This window comes from Dyadobacter sp. LHD-138, from assembly GCF_030929615.1.
In the GTDB taxonomy this organism is placed as follows: Bacteria; Bacteroidota; Bacteroidia; order Cytophagales; family Spirosomataceae; genus Dyadobacter.
Map to the genome: position 1 here is coordinate 1 of NZ_JAVFVU010000092.1, position 2,316 is coordinate 2,316.

General features: G+C 39.7%; 1 protein-coding gene. It reads left to right on the forward strand.

Translation table 11 applies throughout. The features are described from left to right. A partial coding sequence (locus tag RB622_RS29955) for a right-handed parallel beta-helix repeat-containing protein (RefSeq protein WP_308050522.1) occupies positions 1–1,980 on the forward strand: 1,980 nt, incomplete at its 5' end. Between the last annotated feature and the right edge of the window lie 336 nt (positions 1,981–2,316).

Consider the following 2,316-nt stretch of genomic DNA (forward strand, 5'->3'; position numbering starts at 1 on the left):
ATAAAAGGGAAGTTTATTGAAGACAACCTGGGGGGCACATTTCAACTATTAAGAAGTCACAAAAACGCCAGTGATCAGAGTAAATTTGTCCAGGTGGGGAAACTGGCCTTTGCAGCAATCCAGCCTGGCGAGGTGGCTGATGATAAAACAAAGCGACTGGCGGTGGTTACACCCTCGGGTTATGTGCCTTATTTAAGTATCAATCAGCTGAGAAGTGGAAGTGCTGATACTGCGAGAGCCGTCTATATCACCGATCCTGGAAGATTCGGATTATTCCGTTTGGACCCGGCAGATACCTCCACGCCTGATGATAGTGCCATGGTGCTGGTATATTCAACGAAAAGATTTAAACGTGTCACGGATTATGTTACTCCCGAAATGTTTGGGGCGAAAGGAGATGGGGTAGCAGATGATACGCCGTATCTAAAAAAGGCGATCAAGCCGGGAAGAAAAGTTATTCTAAAAGGAAAGTATTTAGTCACCAATTCGATTAAAGTAGTCCTAGCCAATAGTCAGTCAATAAATATTTCTGGTGTTGGCGATGGAGAAATACTTTTTAATGGGTATTTCCCTTGCTTAGAGTTTACTTCGTCCACGGATAGCGGAAGAGTTGTAATCGATAATGTACGAATATCGGGCACTATGCCATTTATCGGTGATGATGTGAGATTTGCTGTGGGAATTCAGACAAATCGTATCGATGCAATCTCGATAACAAATAGCTATTTCAACAAAATATACGGTAACGGTATTTTCTTAATAAATACAAAAGGTGCAAGTAAAATAATAGGAAATTCTTTTACTAACTGTGGAGGATTGAACCCTAATCGGGATGGCGATCTACAAGACCACTACGGTGATGGAATCAACGCCTGGACTAATTGTAAAAATATGCTTATTTCAAGTAATACAATTCATTTCGATGCGACAACGATTGGTTACTATGGCAGGTGTGGTATTGTTTTTGATTACAACAGTGCCGGTACAATTGAAAATAATACAGTTTCAGGATATAGTCGCGGCATTCATATAGAAAATAACAAAGAAGGTAGTAGTGTATATGGAAATCGAGTTACCGGTTCAGCATGCGCCATTATATTGAGCCAATCCAGCTATAATAGAGTGAGCGATAATTACTTTTCAAGTGAAAATTCACCAAATCGCCCCTACATAGCTGGTGCCTATTTTGTTAGTAGCTATGGGGACAATGAAAAAAATGTGTTTGCTAACAACAAAATATTGGTTGACGTATCATTAGACACAGCCACGCATCACATACCTCAAATGACCCTCTTTGGCTCAGGCAAAGACTATTTATTTGAAAAGAATACTATTGATGGGTCCAGAATTTACTTGTATGGAACATCAGGATATGTGTTCAGAAACAATGTCATTAAATCTACCGAGCTCACGCACACAAGTTCAAATACCATCTTTGAATTCAATAAGATCGACTGTAAATCGTATACTGACGGGGCGTCGTCCAGCAGGTTTATTAGTAATGAAATTTTAAATTCCCGGGCAGGCGAAGGGGTTACTCGAATCTTTGGATACAACTCCAACAGCTTTGCATTAATTGACAACAAAATCTATTACCCTTCATCTTACCTAATAGGCAATGATGGTAGTAGTTTTTATGGTGAAATATCCGGCAATACCATTTACACCAACGATTCCAGCTATGTCAATTTTTGGGCTTGGTTTGCTCCATATTTTAACCGGGTTCCAATTTTCACCAGAGCGAAAAATATTGAAATTAAGAATGGAGTATTTAATTCCACGGGTTTCTATTATTCAGGATCATACCAGGAAAATGGAGTCAGTGTCCAATGGGCAACAGCGTCACCATCAACAGGATCGTGGAGCGTAGGAGATAAAATTTTCAACTATGCACCAACGCCTGGTGGATATTCCGGGTGGATATGTACTACGGCCGGAACCCCAGGAACTTGGAAGCAATTTGGTAAGATCGAATTATAATTAACGATGTCGTATTTAGTGTGAGGGTTTATAACTTTCGCTACACTTACAGTCACCTTCGATTTCTCTAAAAAAGTTATATTCATATTTCTTGTATTGCTACCAATTCTTTAAATTAATGATCATTTTTTCTCGCAATATCCCCTCTCTATTTGACCTGAGAGGGGATTGCGAGAAAAAAAATGTTTCGAGGCAAGTTGGAAGATTTGGTGCTGACGGGAGTGTACGCTGAACTGTGTCAGGATTTTATTTAGGCAGATTCAGCTACCAAGAAAAAATTCGCGATCGGCCTGTAATCTGTCACCAAATTTAATGTACAATTGAGACATCGTCAAG